Origin of the sequence: Candidatus Epulonipiscium viviparus, assembly GCF_030708075.1 — a bacterium.
Classification (GTDB): domain Bacteria; phylum Bacillota; class Clostridia; order Lachnospirales; family Cellulosilyticaceae; genus Epulonipiscioides; species Epulonipiscioides viviparus.
In genome coordinates, this window is the sequence record NZ_CP117982.1 from 730566 (window position 1) to 752976 (window position 22411).

22 protein-coding genes are annotated in these 22411 nt (G+C 37.6%); 14 read left to right on the top strand and 8 right to left on the bottom strand.

Going from position 1 to position 22411, the window contains the following annotated elements:
* Positions 1 to 3: 3 nt before the first annotated feature.
* The 4 genes from rpsB to PCY70_RS02665 form a co-directional block, all read right to left on the bottom strand.
* Positions 4 to 771, bottom strand: a complete 768-nt coding sequence (gene rpsB, locus PCY70_RS02650) for a 30S ribosomal protein S2 (RefSeq protein WP_010168611.1) — start codon at positions 769 to 771, stop codon at positions 4 to 6.
* A 173-nt stretch (positions 772 to 944) separates the two neighbouring features.
* Complete coding sequence (locus PCY70_RS02655) at positions 945 to 1430, bottom strand: peptidylprolyl isomerase (protein ID WP_305768342.1); 486 nt, start codon at positions 1428 to 1430, stop codon at positions 945 to 947.
* A gap of 12 nt (positions 1431 to 1442) precedes the next feature.
* Positions 1443 to 2843, bottom strand: coding sequence for an aminopeptidase (locus PCY70_RS02660; RefSeq protein WP_305768343.1), 1401 nt, complete (start codon positions 2841 to 2843; stop codon positions 1443 to 1445).
* A 144-nt stretch (positions 2844 to 2987) separates the two neighbouring features.
* Positions 2988 to 3917, bottom strand: coding sequence for a DUF4003 family protein (locus tag PCY70_RS02665; protein ID WP_305768344.1), 930 nt, complete (start codon positions 3915 to 3917; stop codon positions 2988 to 2990).
* Between the two features lie 131 nt (positions 3918 to 4048).
* Between PCY70_RS02665 and PCY70_RS02670 the strand changes: the two genes are divergently transcribed.
* The 12 genes from PCY70_RS02670 (at position 4049) to PCY70_RS02725 (ending at position 13761) form a co-directional block, all read left to right on the top strand.
* Positions 4049 to 4666 (top strand): P-loop NTPase family protein, encoded by a 618-nt coding sequence (locus PCY70_RS02670; protein WP_305768345.1) that lies wholly within the window; start codon positions 4049 to 4051, stop codon positions 4664 to 4666.
* Positions 4667 to 4805: 139 nt separating this feature from the next.
* Entirely contained in the window at positions 4806 to 5357 is a 552-nt protein-coding gene (locus PCY70_RS02675; protein WP_305768346.1) for a hypothetical protein, read from the top strand.
* Positions 5358 to 5378: 21 nt separating this feature from the next.
* Entirely contained in the window at positions 5379 to 5558 is a 180-nt protein-coding gene (locus tag PCY70_RS02680; protein ID WP_305768347.1) for a hypothetical protein, read from the top strand.
* Positions 5552 to 5962, top strand: coding sequence for a hypothetical protein (locus PCY70_RS02685; RefSeq protein WP_305768348.1), 411 nt, complete (start codon positions 5552 to 5554; stop codon positions 5960 to 5962). Before PCY70_RS02680 ends, PCY70_RS02685 begins: the two co-directional genes overlap by 7 nt.
* Positions 5931 to 6239 (top strand): hypothetical protein, encoded by a 309-nt coding sequence (locus PCY70_RS02690; protein ID WP_305768349.1) that lies wholly within the window; start codon positions 5931 to 5933, stop codon positions 6237 to 6239. Before PCY70_RS02685 ends, PCY70_RS02690 begins: the two co-directional genes overlap by 32 nt.
* Positions 6217 to 6402: a hypothetical protein gene (locus PCY70_RS02695; protein ID WP_305768350.1), complete on the top strand. Its 186-nt coding sequence runs from the start codon at positions 6217 to 6219 to the stop codon at positions 6400 to 6402. Before PCY70_RS02690 ends, PCY70_RS02695 begins: the two co-directional genes overlap by 23 nt.
* Complete coding sequence (locus PCY70_RS02700) at positions 6371 to 6637, top strand: hypothetical protein (protein ID WP_305768351.1); 267 nt, start codon at positions 6371 to 6373, stop codon at positions 6635 to 6637. The genes PCY70_RS02695 and PCY70_RS02700 overlap by 32 nt, the downstream gene beginning before the upstream one ends.
* Positions 6603 to 8822, top strand: a complete 2220-nt coding sequence (locus PCY70_RS02705; RefSeq protein ID WP_305768352.1) for an amidohydrolase — start codon at positions 6603 to 6605, stop codon at positions 8820 to 8822. The genes PCY70_RS02700 and PCY70_RS02705 overlap by 35 nt, the downstream gene beginning before the upstream one ends.
* A gap of 4 nt (positions 8823 to 8826) precedes the next feature.
* Positions 8827 to 10170: a cation:proton antiporter domain-containing protein gene (locus PCY70_RS02710; protein WP_305768353.1), complete on the top strand. Its 1344-nt coding sequence runs from the start codon at positions 8827 to 8829 to the stop codon at positions 10168 to 10170.
* Positions 10171 to 10252: 82 nt separating this feature from the next.
* Complete coding sequence (locus PCY70_RS02715; RefSeq protein ID WP_305768354.1) at positions 10253 to 11539, top strand: tetratricopeptide repeat protein; 1287 nt, start codon at positions 10253 to 10255, stop codon at positions 11537 to 11539.
* A gap of 58 nt (positions 11540 to 11597) precedes the next feature.
* A complete protein-coding gene (locus PCY70_RS02720; protein WP_305768355.1) occupies positions 11598 to 12431 on the top strand; it encodes a DNA/RNA non-specific endonuclease in 834 nt (277 codons plus the stop codon).
* A 22-nt stretch (positions 12432 to 12453) separates the two neighbouring features.
* The gene (locus PCY70_RS02725; protein WP_305768356.1) at positions 12454 to 13761 is read left to right on the top strand and encodes an ABC transporter substrate-binding protein; all 1308 of its coding nucleotides are present in this window, start codon (positions 12454 to 12456) and stop codon (positions 13759 to 13761) included.
* A 109-nt stretch (positions 13762 to 13870) separates the two neighbouring features.
* Here the strand turns inward: PCY70_RS02725 and PCY70_RS02730 are convergent, their stop codons facing one another.
* Positions 13871 to 14749, bottom strand: coding sequence for a WD40/YVTN/BNR-like repeat-containing protein (locus tag PCY70_RS02730; protein WP_305768357.1), 879 nt, complete (start codon positions 14747 to 14749; stop codon positions 13871 to 13873).
* 254 nt (positions 14750 to 15003) lie between these two features.
* Positions 15004 to 15864, bottom strand: coding sequence for a DUF368 domain-containing protein (locus tag PCY70_RS02735; protein WP_305768358.1), 861 nt, complete (start codon positions 15862 to 15864; stop codon positions 15004 to 15006).
* Positions 15865 to 16330: 466 nt separating this feature from the next.
* On the opposite strand from PCY70_RS02735, the gene pflB reads away from it, so the two are divergent.
* Together pflB and pflA are read left to right on the top strand one after the other, a co-directional pair.
* Positions 16331 to 18562 (top strand): formate C-acetyltransferase, encoded by a 2232-nt coding sequence (gene pflB, locus PCY70_RS02740; RefSeq protein ID WP_305768359.1) that lies wholly within the window; start codon positions 16331 to 16333, stop codon positions 18560 to 18562.
* 62 nt (positions 18563 to 18624) lie between these two features.
* Positions 18625 to 19356 carry a pyruvate formate-lyase-activating protein gene (gene pflA, locus PCY70_RS02745; protein WP_305768360.1) on the top strand — a complete coding sequence of 244 codons (732 nt, stop codon included), beginning with the start codon at positions 18625 to 18627 and terminating at the stop codon, positions 19354 to 19356.
* Positions 19357 to 19412: 56 nt separating this feature from the next.
* Here the strand turns inward: pflA and PCY70_RS02750 are convergent, their stop codons facing one another.
* The gene (locus PCY70_RS02750) at positions 19413 to 20651 is read right to left on the bottom strand and encodes a flagellin N-terminal helical domain-containing protein (RefSeq protein ID WP_305768361.1); all 1239 of its coding nucleotides are present in this window, start codon (positions 20649 to 20651) and stop codon (positions 19413 to 19415) included.
* 254 nt (positions 20652 to 20905) lie between these two features.
* Complete coding sequence (locus PCY70_RS02755) at positions 20906 to 22144, bottom strand: flagellin N-terminal helical domain-containing protein (protein ID WP_305768362.1); 1239 nt, start codon at positions 22142 to 22144, stop codon at positions 20906 to 20908.
* Positions 22145 to 22411: the final 267 nt, after the last annotated feature.

Below are 22411 nucleotides of genomic sequence, written 5' to 3' on the forward strand. Positions count from 1 at the left end.
TAATTATTCCTCCACGCTAACTGAATTTTCAAATGTCAATGTTTCTTCTACGACTGGTTGGATAGGTTCGTCACCAGCGTCAAAAATCTCGCCTTGATTTGATTCTATAATTGCATCAGCAAGTTTGGCAGTAATAAGTTTTACTGCTCTAATGGCGTCATCATTACCAGGAATCGGAAAATCAATTTCATCTGGGTCGCAGTTTGTGTCTACAATAGAGAATACTGGGATTCCAAGAATGTGCGCTTCCTGAATAGCGATGGCTTCTTTTCTAGGATCGATTATAAAGATCGCATCAGGAACGCCTTTCATCTCTTTAATTCCACCAAGATTGTTTTCAAGTTTGATCATTTCTTTTTTTAGCTCGATAACTTCTTTTTTTGGAAGAAGGTCAAAAGTGCCATCTTCTTGCATTAGTTCTAGCTTTTTGAGACGATCTACTCTACTTCTAATAGTTTGGAAATTAGTAAGCATTCCGCCTAACCATCTGTGGTTGATATAATACATTCCGCAGCGTAGGGCTTCTGCTTTAATTGAGTCTTGGGCTTGTTTTTTGGTACCCACAAAAAGAACTTTGCCTCCGTCAGCAGCAATATCTTTCATGGCATAAAAAGCTTCGTCCATTTTCTTTGCAGTTTTTTGAAGGTCTATAATATAAATACCATTTCTTTCTGTAAAGATATACTCCTTCATTTTAGGATTCCATCTTCTGGTTTGGTGACCAAAGTGTACACCAGCTTCTAATAATTGTTTCATTGAAATAACGCTCATTTTTATCCTCCTTAGGTTATACCTCCGCATGCTAAGAAATATTAAAATATTCCACCAAGTTATGCATGCGTGCGATTTTTGTAATTTGCGTGCTAACTATAACATATAATCTGAGAAATGACAAGACTATATTGCAATCTTTTTATCATCTTGTAAATTTTTGGTTTTGAATATTATTTTTCCTCAATAATAGTTTCTATAATAACAGGTTCAAGAGGTCTGTCGTTAGCGTCGGTTTTTTCCTCGGCAATACTATCAACAGTATCTAGCCCTTCGATAACGTTTCCAAACACGGCGTAGTTTCCATCTAAGAAATCAGAATTTTCGTGAACGATAAAAAATTGTGAGCTCGCTGAGTTTGGATTGTTTGAGCGTGCCATAGAAACCGCACCACGGGTGTGGCTTAGATTGTTTTGAACGCCATTAGACTGAAACTCGCCTTTGATGTTTTTGTCTGATCCGCCCATTCCGGAGCCTTCGGGATCTCCGCCTTGAATCATAAATCCTGGAATTATTCTGTGAAAGCTTAGACCATCATAAAATTGATCATTAACTAATTCTAAAAAGTTTGCAACAGTTATGGGTGCAACTTCTGGAAAAAGTTCCATTCTAATTGATTGTCCATCTATCATTGTCATTTTTACTATCGGGTTTGCCATTTAATTATCTCCTTAATTTGAATCTTTAAGAAATGCTACATAAGCTTTTTTCATTTCGTATAAATCTATTTTGCAAGTTACTTCCCAAGGTCCGTGCATTGTGTGAACAGGTACGCCACAATCTATTACATCCATTCCGTATTTAGCAAGAATGTGAGCAATGGTTCCGCCACCGCCTTGATCGATTTTGCCCAGCTCGCCAGTTTGCCAAGTGACGTTGTTTTCGTCCATTATGCGTCGAAGCTGCGCGACGTATTCGGCGTTTGCTTCGTTGGAGCCAGATTTTCCGCGTGAGCCTGTGTACTTCATAAATACAACGCCTTTGCCAAAGTAAGCCGCATTGTTTTTTTCTAGAACCGATGGAAAATTAGGATCATAGCCCGCAGTAACGTCAGATGAAAGCATTCTGGAATTAGCAAGCGTGCGTCGAAGTTTGATATCAGAAAAACCATCTGTTAATTCTAAAATCTCGGCAACAGTGTTTTCAAAAAATTGAGATTGCATTCCAGAAGCACCATAACTACCAATTTCTTCTTTATCAACGAGTATGCAACAAGTTGTAATGGCAGGATTTTCCACTTCTATGAGCGCTTCAAAAGAGGCATACCCACAAACTCGATCGTCCTGACCGTATCCAAGGATCATACTGCGGTCGATGCCATAATCGCGAGCGTTTCCGGCGGGCACAATCTGAATTTCTGATGAAAATAAATCTTCTTCTTTAATGTCATATTTGGAATTTAATATTTGCAATACATTTTTTGTAACTTTATCTTTCAATTTTTCGTCGGTGCTATCAACTGGAAATACTCCCGCACAAACATTTAGGTCCTCGCCACCAATAGCCTCTTTTAGCTTTTTCTCCATCTGATCAGCTGAAAGGTGAATGAGGAGGTCTGATATTCCAAGAACAGGATCGCTTTCGTCTTCTCCAAGAACTATTTTAACAACAGATCCGTCTTTTTTAGCAACCACGCCATGCATGGCTAAAGGTAAGCTTACCCACTGATACTTTTTGACGCCACCATAATAATGCGTCTTAAGCATAGCAAAATCTGAGTCTTGATATAATGGATTAGGTTTTAAATCAAGGCGAGGTGAGTCTAAATGCGCTCCAAGTAGATTCATTCCGTTTTCAATGTTTTGAGTTCCTATGCAGAATAACAATAGAGCTTTGTTCATATAATTTGCATATACTTTGTCACCAGGCTTGAGATGCGTTTTGTTTTCTATTAGAGGCTTTAGATCGCGATATCCTTGTAATTGCGCCAAATTAATAAAGCTTTCGACACATTCTCGTTCAGTTTTGTTTTTTGAAATAAATTGTCGATATCGTTCTGAATAATCCATCATAGCAGATTTGTCTTTGTCGGTGTATGTTTTGTATGCTTGTTCATATTTTTTAGTTAACATTCGAGCCTCCTGAGTATCCTAATTAACCAAATTTCGGTCTAGTAAAAGTTTAACCAATAAATGGCAAAACAATACACGGTTTAATATTAATTTTTGGCCAAAAAATAAGGGGACTAAAATAGTCCCCAATAAGTTTTATAAGTTTTAGTTATTTCCGGCCACGGCGGCAACCAAAGATACATGGGTCGCGGCTAGAGCTGCAATTAACATATTATCCGTAGAGCTAGAATATATACAAGATACAAGCATTGCCGCGTGAGTTAATCTGCGTTTTTTTCCAGATGCTGTCGCTCCATAATTTTTAAGGCGCTTCAATGTTTGATCTACAAGAATAATGTTATCTGTAAGTTCGCCTAATGTAGTATTAATCATCGCAACAACTCCCAACACCGGCAGTTCATGATCGACACCATAGTTATATTTTTTGGAAGCAAGAAGACGATGCAAGTTAATTACTCGTTCACCTTTATTTACCCAATTATATAAGGCTAAAACGTGACTTAGTGATTGCACTTCTCCGTTGGCGGAGAATTTTTTTTTGAGAACTTTATAGCAAGAGTCGGCATCAAGTATCAGCTTAACATTAGATTTTGAAGACAGTGTCATCATCATAGCGAATACAATATCTTCTTGAGACGTTAAAAGTCTGTGTGCTGTTTCCATAAGGACATAAAGATCTTTAGTTTGTTTTGCAGTAGTGGCAAAGTTGGTGCTTGTAACGAAATGAGACATAATCATAGATCCAAATATGAGATAGTCTGATTTAGGAAAATGCTTGCAGAACTCTTGGTAAAACTTTAGCGAATCGTTCAAAGTTTGTTTAGGGTCTTCGCAAGTAGCTAATAGGCACACAATTACAGGTCTTATATGCTCTGATAAAGAATCTGTAAATAAATGTGAATTTTGATCAAAAAGTTCTATACAGTCTAGTAATTTTTGAGTATCGGGCATTTGGTTCTTTTCTAGAAAAAGATAAGAACACATCGGATACACATAAAAACCTGCACCTCCAAAGACTTCTCCAATAGTATCCCAATTTAAAATAAAATCTTCACATAATAATCGAAAATCCAATCTACACCTCCATAGTCTGTCTTTCAACTTGTCTATATATAATTTATATTATGAATTTGATTAAACGATGCTAATATTATATGTTTTAATTTTTTATTATTGGGAAATAGTAAGTGAAAAGGAGGAAATATATGAAAATAGCAATTATTGGTTATAGCGGAAGCGGTAAATCTAGTTTGGCACGAAAGCTAGGAGAGATATATGGCATTCCTGCTATGCATTTAGATAGTGTGCATATGGTAGGTAACTGGGAAATACGTGGTGAAGACGAATCGAAATATATGCTAAAAGAGTTTATGAATAAGCCAGATTGGATTATAGATGGCACATATAAAAAATATTATATCAAAGAACGTCTTAAACAAGCCGATTATATTTTGCTGCTAGATTTTAATAGAATCGATTGCTTTATACGCTGCCTGAAAAGATACCAGCAATACAGAGGCAGCACGAGACCGGATCTTTCTGAAGGCTGCAACGAAAAAATGGACGCCGAGTTTATTCGTTGGCTATTATATGAGGGTCGAACGAAGCGCCATAAAAACTTTTTTTTGGCGGTTAAAAATAAATATGGAAGCAAAACAATTGTGATAAAAAATCAATGCGAATTAGATTTGTTTATAAAATTTAACGAAATTCAAAAAAGATTAAATGAGCAGCATAACTCAAATAATAAATTAAGGAAAAAGAATTTTTCTAGACAACGCAATACTCAAAGACATTTTAGACAAGGTTTTCGACGCAGATAGATTGCGAAAATATCTAGCAATGCAAAAATTTGGACCACATGATTTGATATTATAGTGATATTTATGGATAAACAATAATATATTTATTTGTGACAGCTTATATAGTCTTGTTAATATATTTATTGAAAGGAAGAAAAAAATGTCAGATAGTCAAAACATGGTATTACTGATTGCGGGTATTGCTATATTTGCTATTGTGTGTGCAAATATACTTGCTGTAATAGTGGAAAAAACGAAGAAGAAAAAAGCTTTGCGCAAAGCCGCTGAAATGGCGGGAGATCCAAAAGGAACCTTTGAAGAGATGGTAGAAAAGGCTGCCAATGAAGTAATGGAGGAACTGAGAGAAAACGCTGAGACAAGCGTAGATGCTATTGATGACGAAACACAAGCAATGATAGAAACTAATATTGCCGATGACGAAACACAAGCAATGGCTAATGTTGCCGAAGGTGCCGATGACGAAACACAAGCAATGGCTAATGTTGCTGATGACGACGATGATGCTGCGATGCAAGAACTGCTAAAAGCAATGGAAGAAGAGGCCGACGATGTAGAAGAGGCAATAGAGGAAATGCTAGAATTAAACGACGATGCCGACGACGAAACACAAGCAATGTTAGATACAATGGAATTTAATAATGCCGACGATGCCGATGACGAAACACAAGCAATGTTAGATACAATGGAATGATAACGCTGCGATGCCGATGACATGCAAGCAATGTTAGATGCAATGGAAGCTGATAACGCTGCCGATGCCGATGACATGCAAGCAATGTTAGATACAATGGAAACTGATAACGCTGGCGATGCCGATGACATGCAAGCAATGTTAGATGCAATGGAAGCTGATAACGCTGGCGATGCCGATGACAGATGCAAGCAATGTTAGATGCAATGGAAGCTGATAACGCTGGCGGAGCAGATGACGAGATGCAAGCAATGTTAGCTGCAATGGAAACTGATAACGCTGGCGGAGCAGATGACGAGATGCAAGCAATGTTAGATGCAATGGAAACTGATAACGCTGGCGGAGCAGATGACGACATGCAAGCAATGTTAGATGCAATGGAAACTGATAACGCTGGCGGAGCAGATGACATGCAAGCAATGTTAGATGCAATGGAAACTGATAACGCTGGCGATGCAGATGACATGCAAGCAATGTTAGATGCAATGGAAACTGATAACGCTGGCGATGCCGATGACATGCAAGCAATGTTAGATGCAATGGAAACTGATAACGCTGGCGATGCAGATGACGATGCAAGCAATGTTAGATGCAATGGAAACTGATAACGCTGGCGATGCTGATGACGAGATGCAAGCAATGTTAGATGCAATGGAAAATGATAACGCTGGCGATGCTGATGACGAGATGCAAGCAATGTTAGATGCAATGGAAACTGATAACGCTGGCGATGCCGATGACATGCAAGCAATGTTAGATGCAATGGAAACTGATAACGCTGGCGATGCCGATGACATGCAAGCAATGTTAGATGCAATGGAAACTGATAACGCTGGCGATGCCGATGACGATGCAAGCAATGTTAGATGCAATGGAAACTGATAACGCTGGCGATGCAGATGACATGCAAGCAATGTTAGATGCAATGGAAACTGATAACGCTGGCGATGCCGATGACATGCAAGCAATGTTAGATGCAATGGAAACTGATAACGCTGGCGGAGCAGATGACGATGCAAGCAATGTTAGATGCAATGGAAACTGATAACGCTGGCGATGCCGATGACATGCAAGCAATGTTAGATGCAATGGAAACTGATAACGCTGGCGATGCCGATGACATGCAAGCAATGTTAGATGCAATGGAAAATGATAACGCTGGCGATGCAGATGACATGCAAGCAATGTTAGATGCAATGGAAACTGATAACGCTGGCGATGCAGATGACATGCAAGCAATGTTAGATGCAATGGAAACTGATAACGCTGGATGCAGATGACATGCAAGCAATGTTAGATGCAATGGAAGCTGATAACGCTGGCGAGCAGATGATGCAAGCAATGTTAGATGCAATGGAAACTGATAACGCTGCCGATGCCGATGACATGCAAGCAATGGAAGAAGCTGTCGCTGATATAGATGACAGTGAATTGGCAGAGATGGCGGAGTCAGTGCCAGAGATCGCAGAAATGATGGAAGAGATGGCCGAGGCTACAGAAATGATGGAAGAGCTTCTAGAGGCAGCTAAGCTTGCTGATGATGTAGAGATAATGGAAGCGATGACGTCGGCAATGGCGACTGGCGGAGTAGTAAGAAATGCGAAGAAGACGAAACTATTTTTCAATGGCCAAATTAGCACGATGGATATCAACAACTCGATAGTGGAAGCAATCTTGATTGAGAACGGGAAAGTTGTAGCGACTGGAACGACAGAGGAGCTGATGGAGATAGCCGGAGATTGTGAAAAAATCGATTTAGGCGGCAGTGCGATGGCGACAGGGCTGATCGATCCTCGAGGTCAAGTTGTTGCAACAATAGGGGACACAGATGACGATGCCAAATTATTTTTTAACGGCCAAATTATTACGATGGATGTTAACGGCATAATAGCAGAAGCTGTGTGGATCAAAGGTGGAAAAATCGCTGCTGTTGGAACAAGCGTCGAATTGATGGAGATAGCCGGCGATTGCGAAAAAGTGGATTTGGAAGGAAAAACCATGATTCCGGGTTTGATCGATCCCCATGGGCATATAGTTGCCGTGGCACAGACGCTGATGATTGTAGCGCTAGAAGATGTGGCATCGAAAGATGAGCTTGTTGAAGTTATGGCAGACTCGCTAAAGAATAACCCACCAGAAGGAGACTTGTGGTTGATTGGCTTTGGATATGATAACAACAAGTTTGAGGGAAGTGAGCATCCAACTAAATTTGATTTAGATATGATTAGTACGGAAATACCGATTAGCGTATCTCATGCTTCGGGACATTTGGCGGCAGTAAATTCGAAGGCGCTTGAGCTTTTGGGATATGTAGGAGATGATTATGAAGTTCCAGAGGGCGGCGTGGTGCGCACAGTTGATCCACAAAGCAAGGAGCCTAATGGGGTTTTAGAAGAAAATGCAATATTGGCACCAGAAAAGGCAAGCCTGATTAAAAGTCCGGGTTTTGAGGAAATTGTAAAGGCCATGATGAAAGCTCAAGATTTGTATGCAGCATTAGGAATTACAACAACTCAGGATGCCTCTGTAAATGAAGCGAATCATTATAATGATATTTTGAGTGCCTGCGCAAATCAAGGACTTTTAAAAATTGATATTGTGGGATTGGCGACGCAACCATCGACCAAAAATTTGATGAAAGATGAAGGCACACCAAAACGCAGCTATCATAATCACTATCGATTGGGAGGAGCAAAAACTTGGTTAGACGGGTCGCCTCAGGGATTTACTGCTTGGCTAACAGAGCCGTATCATGTGCCTCCAAAAGGAGAGAACAAATATTATTGCGGGTATGGAACGCAGACAGATGAGGCAGTAACGGATTATTTTGTAGAATGTATCAACTCGAATTTGCAAGTAAATGCGCATGTGAATGGCGATGCGGCAGCTGATCAATTTTTGAATTGCTACGAGAAAGCATTAGCAATAACAGGAAGTACGGCAAAATTGAGACCAGTGATGGTTCATTGCCAGTGTATAAGAGAAGATCAGTTAGATAGAGCGAAAAAGTTGGGAGCGGTGCTATCATTCTTTAATGATCACGTAAGGTATTGGGGAGATTTGCATCATGATAAAGTGTTTGGACCAGAGAGAGCGCAAAATATTTCGCCAATGAGATGGGCGTTGAATAGGGAAATATGTTTTACGTTGCACCAGGATCCGCCAGTGAAGATGCCAAATCAGTTGATAGCAATTCATACTGCTACCAATAGAGAGACCGAATCTGGAAGAATTTTAGGAAAGAATCAGCGAATTTCTGTGATGGACGCATTAAGAGCGGTGACAATAAACGGAGCGTACCAATACTTTGAAGAGGATATTAAAGGAAGTATCGAAGTTGGAAAATTGGCAGATTTGGTTATTATAGACCAGAATATTTTGGAAATAGATAGGGCAGTAATTGATAAAACTGTAGTGCTAGAGACAATAAAAGAAGGAGTTACAATTTATAAAAGAGGAGAGTAAGTAAATGGATTTTATCTATTTGTTGATTTTGAGCATAGCAGTTTATTATGCGGCGCAGTATGTGTTAAAGTTTGTGAAGATAGCGCGTCCTGTATTGTATCTGATAGTAGGGATCGCGATGTGCGTCGTATTTAATTTTGCTGGAACATCGATGGAAGAGATATTTCCTAACGCAAACTCATATAGTGCGTACGCATTGTTGTTGCTATTTTTAGCTTCGGGATTTAATATGAATAGGAAAAAAACGAAGAAGGATGAGGCTAATTCGGCAATGGCTGCGTTGGGATTTATACCAGCTTATTTTGAAGCAATACTGATGGCGTTTATATTGATGGTTGTATCGAAACTGGCAGCGGAAGTGTTGGGATTTGAGATAACATTCTTTGAGTCACTATTAGTTAGTTCGATTTTGGCAATGTCGTCACCCGCGATAATTGTTCCGACGAGCTTGAATTTAGTGAGCAAAGGCTACATAGACAAAAATAATATACCATCTCAAATGATAGGGGCGTCGTTGATGGATAACTTTACGCCATTTCCGCTGATAATAATTGCGCTTATTGCAGCTGTTGCAAATAAAGTAGATATTGAGCAAATGGTGGGAATGGAGATGAACTGGTTGATTTATGCGGCAATAGTTGGGATTTTTATTGTTGCATGCATATTGATGATTTTGTTTGGAGTAGTGATTGGCAGAGTATTAGTAAAAATATTTAGCCCACTATTTGTAAAAGTTGTGTCAACGGGGAGCGAAAAGATTTTTGCTATTGTGGCAACAACATTGAGTTTGGTCGGAGTTGCTATTATCGTGGCATTGTATCAGATCCCAGTGGCAGGAGATGTTTTTGTATCGTTTGGAATTTTGATTATTACAGCCGTGGGCGCAACAATAGTGAAAGAAGACAAAACGGGAGGAACCGAGAAATTGGGAGTATTCTCGAATTGGTTATTTGCAGTGATAGGAATGCCGGTGGTGTTTATCAACGTGGGAGCAAACTTGGATTTTGGGGTCATTGCATCTCCGAGTTTGATAATCGTATTGTTGATAGTAATAGTGGCATCGGTGGGGCTAAAATCTGTTGCAACAATGTTTGTGTTAAGAGGCGATAAATATACAGTGGGTGAGAAAAAATATGCGATAATGTGCTTTGTACCAAAGGGAGTAACGTTGATTAACTTTGGTGTTGCATTTAGCGGGATATTGATACTGGCAGATATGGTATATTTGATAGATTTTATGATGATGTTGGCAGCAATAATAACGTTAGTCACAATGACTGCAGGAGGGACAATTTTAGATAAGGCAGATGACAGATGGATTTTTAAACCAGAAGAGGCAATAGAATAAAATTGATTAAGCTGTGCCTTGGAATAATGAGGGACAGCTCTTTTAGATTTCGGATAGATCGGATAGAAAAGAGGGAGAGGAAATGAAGAATAAAAAAATGTTGAGAGAAATTTATACGCAACAAGGCGAGGCTATATTTAGAGACAAGAAAAAGCTGAAAAATGTGGTGGCATATATGCGACTGGATAAATTCGAAAACAATCTTTTAATGCGTGCGATAGATTGTGACGTGGCAACAAATGTAATAGAAGACGTAACATCAATAGAAGATAGTGCTCAAGTGGAAGCGCAAATTTATAGATTGACATCGGAATATATGTGGGATTCCACGAAAGCGATAAGTGCAATAGAATATTTTACATATGCAAAATTTGGAGAAGTGGTTAAAGAAGAAGTGCAGCAAGCGGTAAAAGGAGTTACGTTAGAGGATTTTAGTGTATATTTGATGAGTGCAGAAGAAGGAAAAGTTAATGAGCAAGTGAAAGTGGCTCAGTGTTATGAAATGGGAATGAAAAGCGATTTGGCGAAGGCATTTCAGTGGTATTTGAAAGCGGCCGAGCAAGGAGACGCTAGTGCGCAGTACAACGTGGCTTTGTGTTATGAGCAGGGCAAAGGCGTGATAGAAAACTTGGGGCAGGCGTTTAATTGGTATTTGAAGGCAGCGAATCAAAATCATATTGTGTCGCAGCGAGAAGTGGCGCTGTGTTTTGAAATAGGCAAAGGTGTTCGAATTAATAAAGAGGAGGCGTTTAAGCGATATACAAAATTGGCAGAAGCGGGAGACGGGGATGCGAGATATGATGTGGCAAGATGCTATGAAAAAGGAATTGGCGTGAAGAAAAATGAAAGCTTAGCATTTAAGACGTATTATAATTCGGCATTACAACGAAATCTAGCAGCTCAGTATAAAATTGGATTATGTTTTTTGAATAGAAGTTTACAGCTGGAGCAGAATTATGATAAAGCAATTGACTGGTTTATGAAGGCCGCAAGACGAGGATATGCAGAAGCGCAGGTAGAATTGGGAAATTGCTATAGAGAGGGGCTGGGTGTCGCGGTTAGCCATAGGGAAGCATTTTACTATTACTTTAACGCAGCAAAGCAAGGACATGTGGAAGCTGAATATATAGTTGGAGAATACTTGGAGAGTGAAATAATAGGTACGGCAAATTATAATAACGCATTTATCTGGTATGAAAAAGCGGCGCACCAGGGACATATAAAAGCGATGTTTAAATTGGCGAGATGTTATGAAAAAGGAATTGGCATTGCAAAAAACGAGAAGATGGCAATAGATGTATATATGATGTTGGCGCAAGAGGGGAGTAGTAAAGCAAAAAGTATATTGAGATCAAAAGGAATAGATTGACAGATAGTCCTAAAAATAGTATAATATTACCAAAAAAAATATATAAGGAGGAGGTAGCATGGATTTTGTAGATTTGTTAATGGTCGTAGCCGTGGTATTGGCGATAATTTATTATGGGTATCGAACAAAAATTTATTTAATTTCGGGAATAGGAGTAGTAGGCTTAATTATTGGAATATTTTCTTATTTTGATATTGATATCGACATACCGGGATTTGATTTTGGGGGAAGTTCGTCTAGTGTAGAGATGAAAACGACCCAGAAGTCGGCAACGAGTAGTGTGGCAAAAAGTAGTGTATCAAAAGGAGGCGCAGCAGCAGGAGGTGCAGCAGCAGGAGGCGCAGCAGCAGGAGGCGCAGCAGTTGGGGATAAGGCAGATGTAGATCAACTGTTAAAAGAGTATAAACTGATAGAAGTGTATGGTGGAGACTTATCTGGAGACAGAGAAAGTATGGTGGTAGTAGATATTGGCTACGGGGACAGAGAATACTATGCGATTACAAATGAATACGGGCAGTTGGTTAATGTCATTGCGGAAAAAATTATTTTGCAAGATGATAAAAACGAACCAGTCTTAAAAAGCGGGAGGTATTACTCTGATGAAGCCAAAGTACCAGGAGTAGAAAGCGCAACGTTGGACGAAGGGCACATCATTGCAGATTCGCTGGGTGGAGTGGCAAACGCATATAATATTACTCCGCAAGATAGCAAGGTAAATAGATATGGGGCCCAAGCGGATATGGAGAAAGCGATTAGAGAAGCCGGGGGATGTACAAATTTTAGCGCGGTAATTGTCTATCCTAATACTACAACTCAGATACCAAGCTATTATCATTACACGTATACGATAGGAGACGAGGTATATAAAATAGACTTTGAAAACGCAAGTTAACAAAAGTGGGGGGGATTATTGAATGAGTAAGAAATGGATGATTGCAGCGTTGTGTGCAGTAGGATTGGTAGGATGTGGAAAACAGGAGCCAATTGGAGAGGTGTATTATTTAAACTTTAAGCCAGAGGTGGAACTGGCTTGGATGGAAATAGCGCGAGAATATACTGATGAAACAGGGGTACCAGTAAACATTGTGACCTCTGCGGGGGGCGAGTATGATTTTACATTAGAAGATGAAATGCAAACTAAAAACCCACCGACATTATTTCATGTTAATGGGCCAATGGGGCTAAAAAAATGGCAAGAGTATTGCGTTGATTTGGGAGATACAACGATATATACTGCGCTTACAGACAAAGAACTGGCGCTACATGGTAAAGATGGAGAAGTATATGGAATACCTCTTACGATAGAAGGATATGGCATTATTTATAACGAGAAAATTTTGGATAAATATTTTGATCTACCGCAAGCAAAGGTTGAGTCGATTGATGATGTGAAGAGTTTTGAAATGTTAAAGCTGTTGGTAGAAGATATGCAGATGAATGCGGAGGAATTGGAAATAGTAGGGGTATTTAGTGTAACATCGCTATTGCCTGGAGAAGACTGGAGATGGCAAACGCACTTGTTGAATATGCCAATTTATGCAGAATTTAAAGATAAAGGAATAACGGATAGTGATGTTATAGAGTTTACGTATAATGAAAATTTTAAGAACATATTTGATTTATACATAAATAATTCAACTACTGATCCGGGGCTGGCAAAAAATCGCAGTGTATTGGATTCGATAACAGAATTTGCGTTGGGGCAAGTAGCGATGATGCAGAATGGAAATTGGGCTTGGAATCAGATTAAAGGTGCTAGAGGAAATATAGTAAAAGAAGATGATATAAAATTTTTGCCAATATATGTAGGATTGGAAGGAGAAGAAAACCAGGGGCTTGTGATAGGCAATGAGAACTACCTGTGTGTAAATGTAAACGCAACAGAAGAAGATAAGCAAGCAACGATAGATTTCTTGGATTGGCTGGTAACTTCGAAGAATGGAAAAAACGTTATGGTGGAAAAGTTGGGTAATATAGCACCATTTAATACATTTACTGACAATGAGAAGCCATCAGACCCTTTAGCGCAGTCGATATTGGATCATATGGATAAGGGAGAAATAGCAGTGCCATGGGTATTTCAGTCATTTCCGAGCCAAAACTTTAAGGATGCATTTGGGGCAAAATTAACAGAATATACTTTGGGAACCAAATCTTGGGAAGAGATAGTAGACGAGACGATAAAGCTTTGGACTGCAGAAAAGATATTAGCAGGAGAATAATTTTGGCAACAAGCGTATTTGAAAATATCGTATTTAAATATAGATAAAATTTTAGGGTTCATTTTTCGTAAGAGAAGAGTGAACCCTTTTGGCGTCGTATATTATTTTGCTATAGTACCTTGCCAAGAAATGGGATGTTATTAGGGATCAAGGTTTCTGTAACGAGTTTAAATGTTTCATTGTGAAGTGCTTCTAGATCGAGACCGAGGTCGCCATTGATATTAATATTTGATGGCTCGATAGATTCGATTTTATTCCAAGTGTTTCCAGCATTTTTGCTGATATATAATCCATATGTAGTGGTAGTAATCATTAAGTTAGAGTCTTCAGGATAAATGTAAATTTTGCCAAATTCGGCTTTAGGGTGAATGCCTGTATTGGTGAGGCGGTGCCAGGTTTTTCCGCTGTCAGTTGTTTTATATAGCTTGCCCGCATTAGAAGGGCTAACTCCATGAGGGTTAGATGCAGTTCTATAGTTTTTCTTGTCATTGCCAAAATCTCCAGAGCCGGCAAACCAGATGGCATCATTGTTAGGATCTACTGTAATTGTTTCCATGTTTCCGAACAAAACGGGATCACTCCAGGTAGCACCTTTGTCTTTGGTAATTCGAATTCCACCACCATTTGCGCTCATTCCGAAGCTTTCGTTTTGTCTAGAAAAATCTAGCCCATATACTTTGGTGTGAATGGTTTTGTTTATCGCATCAGAGTCTAAAATAGTGTGAAAACTTTTGCCTCCATCAGTAGAACGATATGAGTTACCCATATCGGGAAAATTAAAAATTGTGTTGGGATCTGTTGGATGGGTAAAGAAGCATTCGCTGTATCCTGCATTGCCAACAGCAAATTGGTTCCAAGTTATATCTGCATCTGAAATTATGATTTCTGAATTTAATTTGTCAAAATATTTTTGATCTAGTCCAAAAGTAGGAGCATAAGTTATAATCATGGCTGTTAAAGTTGAAAATAATTTAAATTTTTTGTTCATAAAAATCTCCTATTCTAATTATTTGCTATATGATTATATATAAAGTGGTATTAATTGTCAATAAATCATTAATTGGTGGATTGAAATGGATAAAAAAAATGAGTATAATAAAAGCACCACAAAGAATATGCAAAAGTGTCAGCAGCAATGTGATGGCACTTCTAGTGTGAGAACATATTTCTGTGGTGTTAATTAGAGTATGGACAACATTTTCAGATTATATACAAATAATATAAAAACTTTCAAAAAAATTTTTAGGTTTCTGAAAACATATAAGAAACGACGCAGGCGACGACCATAAAAAGTATTGCACTGATACCGGTAAAATTTAATGGAAGCCCGGGATAAATAGTAAAAATGGAGCCAACAACCAAACCTAAAATAACGAGATATGTGCCTTGAGTATAATTGCTTAAAAGAGCTTGTACGAGAGAGCTTCCGCCAATCAATCCGATTACCATTCCAAATCCAAATAATATAAGAATCCATAAATTATGAGAACTTAAAATATTGCTAAAACTTACGGTACCTTGTAAAAGACCTAGAGCTAGGCTAGTTACAATGGAAATAGAAGCGATGATAGTTTCGTAGCAGCCGATGGTGAGTAGAATAAAAGAGCCGCTGATGCCGGGAATAATCATGGTAAAGGCACTGATAGCACCTGCAAAAATGAATAAGATTGCAGTAGTTATGTTAATATTTTCGATAAGAATTCCTGTGTTACTTTCTTCTCCAGTTGCGGCCATATATAGCATTATTATAAGTGGAATTACAAAAGGTATAATGCCTCCCATTTCTAATTTCTTTTCGCTAACAATTTTTTTGTAAATCATGGGAATACTTCCTAGTATAACACCAATAAAAACAAAGTTAGTTTGTATATTATAATTTTCATATAAAAATGTGATTATCTTGCTAAATAGCAAAATTCCAGCAACAATTCCTATTCCAAGTGTGATAAGAAAGTTGGCATTTTTCTTTAACTTTTTTGGATCTATACTGATAGAATCTAAAAGTTGGTCGTAAATTTTAAAAACAACTGCCATAGTTCCGGCGCTTACTCCTGGGATGACATTTGCGACACCTAAAATCATTCCAATCAAAATGTTTTTCATATGTGTTCCTCCGTTTTTTATTATTAAAACATGACTTAGAATTATTTTTTTACATTTATTATATTAATTTTATGATAACTTGTACATACTATATGCATAAAGTTTTTTATTTTGAAACTCTTGCAAGTTAAAGCGGAAAAACTTTCCTTTTCAGAATGTATTTTTAAAAAATCAATGAAGATCACAAACTTTGATACAAAAAAACCATAAAATTTTGCATATTTTAGATATAACTCTTGCAAAAAAAAAAATAAAGGGAAATTATCAGCTAAAATAATTATAAAAATATGAGAAAAAAATAAAAACTTTTCAAAAAACTATTGACATGTATACTGTATACAGAGTATACTGTGTGTATAAACAAGATAAAAGGCGGTCACGAAAAAGTTTTATAATCAGTAGATCGTTTATAAATAAAATGTTAAATATGTGTGCTTTATTTATAAAAAAGGAGATGGAATATTTTATGTTTAAACAATGGGAAGGTTTTAACACAGAAGGCGAATGGACAAAAGAGATTGATGTAAGAGACTTTATTCAAAGAAACTATACTCCATATGACGGAGATGACACTTTCTTGGCGGGTCCAACTGCTGATACTACTGCTCTTTGGGATCAGGTTATGGTCATGATGAAAGAAGAGCTTAAGCGTGGAATATATGATGTAGAAACTAAAATACCTTCAACTGTTAGTTCTCATGGACCTGGTTATTTAAATAAAGACATTGAAACAATCGTAGGGTTTCAATCAGATGCTCCATTAAAACGTAATATTATGCCAAATGGTGGTATTCGTACGGTTGAGCAAGCGCTTCATGCATATGGTTATGAACTGGATAAAGAAACTGATGAAATATTTACAAAATATAGAAAAACTCATAATGATGGTGTTTTCTCTGCATATACAACAGCAATGAGAAAAGTTCGTAAATCTGGCGTTATTACTGGGCTTCCAGATGCGTATGGACGTGGGCGTATTATTGGTGACTATCGTCGTGTTGCACTTTATGGTGTGGATAGATTGATTGCAGAAAAAGAGAGTGCAAAACTTAAATTTGAAACTCCAAGTATGACAGAAGACGTAATTCGTTTGCGCGAAGAAATCACAGAGCAAATTAGCGCTTTGAAAGAATTAAAAGTTATGGCTAAGAGTTATGGATTTGATATTTCTGAACCTGCGACTAATGCACAAGAAGCAATTCAATGGACTTATTTTGGATATCTTGGAGCTGTAAAAGAGCAAGATGGTGCGGCGATGTCACTTGGTAGAACTTCTACTTTCTTTGATATTTATATTCAACGTGACCTTGATAATAATGTGATTACAGAAGAGCAAGCGCAAGAATTTATGGATCATTTTGTAATGAAATTGAGAATGGTTCGTTTCTTAAGAACTCCAGCATATAATGAATTATTCTCAGGAGATCCTACTTGGGTTACAGAGTCAATTGGTGGTATGGGAATGGATGGACGTACACTAGTTACAAAAACTAGCTTCCGCATACTTCATACATTAACCAACTTGGGGCCTGCGCCAGAGCCAAACTTGACAGTACTTTGGTCAACACATTTACCAGAGCAGTTTAAGTTATATTGTTCTAAAATGAGTATCCAAACAAGTTCAATTCAATATGAGAACGACGATTTGATGCGTCCGTATCATGGAGATGATTATGGAATTGCTTGTTGCGTATCAGCAATGAGAATTGGTAAACAAATGCAATTCTTTGGAGCTCGTGCAAACTTAGCAAAAGCACTTTTATATGCTATTAATGGTGGACGTGATGAAAAATCTGGAGATCAGATTGGACCAAAATTTGCACCAATTACTAGTGAGTATCTAGACTTTGATGAAGTTTGGGATAAATTTGTTCAGGTAATGGATTGGTTGGCTGGTGTATACGTGGGCGCTCTTAACGTAATTCACTATATGCATGATAAGTATTGCTATGAAAAATTGGAACTTTCACTTCACGATACAGAAATTATAAGAACTTTTGCAACAGGTATAGCGGGACTTTCTGTTGTAGCTGACTCGCTTTCTGCTATTAAAAATGCGAAAGTTAAAGTTATTCGTGATGAGACTGGTCTTGCAAAAGATTATGTAATCGAAGGAGATTATGTTGCATTTGGTAATGATGATGATGAAGTAGACCAAATGGCAGTTGATATTACACAAATCTTTATGAATGATATTAGAAAACACAAAACTTATAGAAATTCAATTCCAACAATGTCAATTCTTACAATTACTTCTAACGTAGTTTATGGTAAGAAGACAGGAAATACTCCAGACGGACGTAAAGCAGGCGAACCATTTGCTCCAGGTGCAAATCCAATGCATGGACGCGATAAAAAAGGTGCAGTCGCGGCGTTAAACTCTGTTGCAAAACTTCCTTATAAGGATGCAGAAGACGGTATTTCTTATACTTTCTCAATCATTCCAGCAGCATTAGGAAAAGATGATCAAGAAAGATGTAAAAATCTTGCATCATTGTTAGATGGATATTTTGATAAAACTGGTCAGCATCTAAATGTTAATGTATTTAATAGAGAGACTTTACTTGACGCAATGGATCATCCAGAAAAATATCCGCAGCTTACAATTCGTGTTTCAGGATACGCTGTAAACTTTATAAGACTGACTAAAGAACAGCAACTAGACGTTGTTAATAGAACGTTCCACACTAAATTTTAAATTATGAATCAAATTTTGGGGGTGCCATTGGCATCTCCTTTTTTTATTGGGAGGAATCATATATGATAGGAAAGGTACATTCAGTAGAAAGTTGCGGAACAGTTGATGGACCGGGCATTAGATACATTATATTTACACAAGGCTGTCCATTGCGCTGCCAGTATTGTCACAACCCAGATACTTGGAAAGGATCAGATGGCGAGGAAATGGATTCTGATGCATTGGTAAAAGAGATATTAAAGTATAAAGCGTATATGGATAGATCAAATGGGGGGATTACAATTAGTGGTGGAGAGCCTCTGCTGCAGCAAGAATTTGTAACTGATATATTTAAAAAAGTCAAGAAAAAGGGGATTCATACATGTATAGATACATCGGGGTTTATACCTCTTGATAAGATAGGAGATATATTAGACTATACGGACTTAGTGTTGCTAGATATAAAATCTTATAATCCAGCAATATATAAAAAAGTAACGGGAGTTGCGTTAGAGCCGACATTGAAGTTTGCGCAAGAATTGATGAAGCGCAATATTCCGGTGTGGATTCGATATGTATTGGTACCAGATTTAACAGATAATATGGAAGATATAGAGGATCTTGCAAAATATTTGATTACGCTATCCAACGTAGAAAGAATAGATATATTGCCGTTTCATAAAATGGGTGAATACAAATGGAAAGAATTGGGATATGAATATAAATTAGCGCAAACTTTGGAACCAGCAGAAGAAGTAACGAATGCTGCTAAAGAAATATTTAAAAAATATAATTTGCCTATTTATAATGCGTAAAAAAACTCCCTCTAAAAATGAAGGAGTTAATGGTTTATAAAATGAGCTTCAATTAATTAACCTAATAGCTGAAGCACTTGTTGGGGGGCCTGGTTTGCCTGTGCAAGCATAGATTGAGACGCCTGAGATAGGATATTTGAGCGAGTGAGATTTACCATCTCTTGCGCCATGTCGGCATCGCGGATTTGGGACTCTGCAGATTGTAAATTTTCTGTAGTATTATCCAAATTTTTGATGGTATGCTCTAATCTATTTTGAACGGCTCCAAGCTCTGCTCTTTGGCGAGAAACAATTTCAACGGCAGCGTCGATAGTATTAAGCGCAATTGCAGCGCTTTCTTGAGTATCGATCTTGGAAGCATTAAACCCAAGTGCAGTCATATTCATAGATTTGATATTAAGTCGGATAGATTGTTCATTATTAGCACCGACTTGGAAATTAAATTCGTTAGGACCAACTTCTTGATTCATAGTAGATTGAAGTGTATTAGCTGCATCGGTAACACTGGTTGCTTCGATATTAATAGCAACTGATAGCATGCCTGCGGCCTCAGCTTTTAAGTTTCCGGCTTCACTTCTGAGTGAAGATATAGAAGCTTTAACTGTCTCTAAAGAAACTTGTTTAGCTGCAACACTCTTCAATACTGCAGCAGCATCAGCTTTGTCACTTTGACCAGCGGCTTTAATTTCAAGAGCTGAAATCTCCTGCTCAAGAATGTGGAGTCGATTTTCTGCATCTAGCATTTTTGGTCCAGCCTCAACTGCATATGCCTCACCTAATTTCCCTTGATATGCAGATAGTTGAGTATAATAATTGGTGAGTGCCTTGTTTAAGCTAGACTGTTTATTAGCGACTGAATCGAGACCTTTACCAGTAGGGTCACCAGTTAAAAGTTGTTGATCGTTAAACTCTGTTTTACGAGAAATACTATCGATTTCTGTGACAAGCTGTTTAAATTCAATATCCAATTTTTTTCTATCTTCCGCTGTGTAGGTATCATTCATAGATTGAATAGACATTTCTCTCATTCTCTTAAGCATTTCATGAGCTTCGCCGAGAGCACCTTCTACTGTTTGAATTAGAGAAATACCGTCTTGGGCATTACTGCTAGATTGTTTTAAACTGATAATTTGATTTCTCATTTTTTCGGAGATAGCAAGTCCTGCAGCGTCATCGCCAGCACGGTTAATTCTGAGACCAGAAGATAGTTTTTCCATTATAGAGCCTTGATCAGATTGATTAATAGCCAAATTTCTTTGTGAATTGATAGACATTAGGTTAGTATTGATTCTCATTTTAATTCCTCCTTGAATTATAAGTGGCATCTTGCCAAATCTATTTTAAAATAATAATATTTATGTTATTGAAATTATTAGTAATACAGATATTGTTACTAATAATTTGTTTATTAACTTTACAATATATATATCGGACAAATATAAATATACTTTAGTTTATTTTATAAAAAAATAATTTATTTTTGAAATAAAAAAATACCTATCGGAATAAAACCGACAGGTATTAGATAACTTAGTAATAGAGGTAGTAATTAACCTAGTAATTGAAGAACTTGTTGAGGTGCTTGATTTGCTTGTGCTAGCATAGATTGAGAGGCCTGAGCCAGGATATTTACCCTGGTAAGATTAACCATTTCAGCAGCCATATCTGCATCACGAATTTGAGATTCTGCAGATTGTAAATTTTCTGCAGTATTGTCTAAGCTCTTGACAGTGTGTTCTAATCTATTTTGCACAGCACCGAGTTCGGCTCTTTGTCGAGATACAATTTCAACCGCTGCATCAATGCTGTTGAGTGCAATATTGGCACTTTCGGGAGTATCAATTTTAGTTGCAGTTAAACCGAGTGCAGTGACATTCATAGCCTTAATATTAAGTTGGATAGACTGATCATTGTTAGCACCAACTTGGAAAGTAAATTCATTAGGACCAACTTCTTGATTCATAGTAGCTTGAAGTTTATTAGCTTTCTCTACAACAGTACTTTGTTCGAGTTTGACAGCAGATTTAAGTATGTCACTAGCTGAGGCTTTCAATGCAGCGGATTCTGATTCTACGAAGGCTAGAGAAGCCTTAGTTTTTTCTAAAGAAACTTGTTTGCCAGCAACGCTTGCAAGTATTTTTTGAGCTTCAGTCTCATCACTAGCGCCAGCTGCCTTAATTTCGAGAGCGGATATTTCCTGCTCAAGATCAAGAACTCTGTTCTCGAGATCAGCCATACTAGAGCCGCCTTCTATGGAATAAGCTGCAGCTAGCTTTTTTTGATAGTCTGCCATTTTGGTATAGTAAGTACCAACAGCGTTAGTTAAGGATGTGCGAGCACTCGCAACTAGATCTAGACCTTTGCCAGTAGGATCACCAGTTAAAAGTTTTTGTTCATTAAATTCAGTTTTATCAGCAATACCATCGATTTCAGTGATAAGTTGCTTTAGTTCGATGTCTAATTTTTTTCTATCTTCAGAAGTATAGGTATCGTTCATAGATTGGATAGACATTTCTCTCATTCTTTTAAGCATTTCGTGAGTTTCGCCAAGAGCACCTTCTGTAGTTTGAATTAAGGAAATACCATCTTGAGCATTACTACTAGATTGTTGAAGACCCTTGATCTGATTTCTCATTTTTTCGGAGATTGCAAGACCTGCAGCATCGTCGCCAGCACGGTTGATTCTAAGACCAGAAGATAATTTTTCCATGATAGATCCCTGGTCGCCTTGATTAATAGTGAGATTTCTTTGTGAATTAATAGCCATTAGGTTAGTATTGATTCTCATTTTAATTCCTCCTTGAATTATATGTAGCATCCCTGCTTAGTGATAATGAAATAATTCTATAATTAACTCCTCAAAATATATATCGGAATAACAAAAATATACTTTAGTATAAAAATATAAAAAAATAAAAAATATATAAAATGAAAAAATATAAAAAATGAAAATTAAAGAGAAAAATAAAAGAAAATAAAAAAGGAAAGTAAAAAAGGAAAGAAACGTAAAAAAATCCCACCGGAAGAGAAATCCGATGGGTGATTTATTTGTTAC